Here is a 499-nt window from a genome sequence, read left to right as displayed (position 1 = left end):
AAAAGCTGGCCGAAGTCCGCCGACGTCTCTCGGACATCTCCTGGTTCATGCGATCGCTCTGCGAACCGATTGCCCGCATGGCCAACCGGCAGGACGAATGCACCGGGCGGTTCTGGGAGGGCCGTTTCAAAGCTCAACCGATTGCCGACGAGGCGGCGTTGTTGGCCTGCGCGATGTATGTCGATCTGAATCCGGTCCGGGCTGCCCTAGCGGAGACTCCTGAAGAGTCCGTGCACACTTCCGCCTATGACCGGATTCAGGCCGAAAAGGGCAAACAAATTGATTCGGCAGCCTTTGACCTGGTACCGGTGTCAACCGAGGAGAGCGGGAAACAGATTTGCCACACCCCGGTGGACAAGCTCCGGAAGCGTCGTCGCGGCAGACGGAGAAATCCGACTGGCAGGCGGATCCGCCGCGACGGCTGGCTGGCTCCGCTGCGGCTCTGCGATGGTTCAACGGCGGATGATCCCCAACCGAACCGGGAGCGAATTCGCGCCAG

The 499-nt window shown here is 62.3% G+C and carries 1 protein-coding gene; it reads left to right on the top strand.

Annotated features, from left to right (window positions below):
* Positions 1–499 (top strand): transposase (locus FYK55_RS28825; RefSeq protein WP_390621790.1); only part of this gene is annotated, 499 nt, incomplete at both ends.

The organism is Roseiconus nitratireducens (assembly GCF_008629675.1).
Lineage (GTDB): Bacteria > Planctomycetota > Planctomycetia > Pirellulales > Pirellulaceae > Stieleria > Stieleria nitratireducens.
Note: the sequence above shows the minus strand (reverse complement) of the source record. Positions and strands in the feature narration are given on the sequence as shown.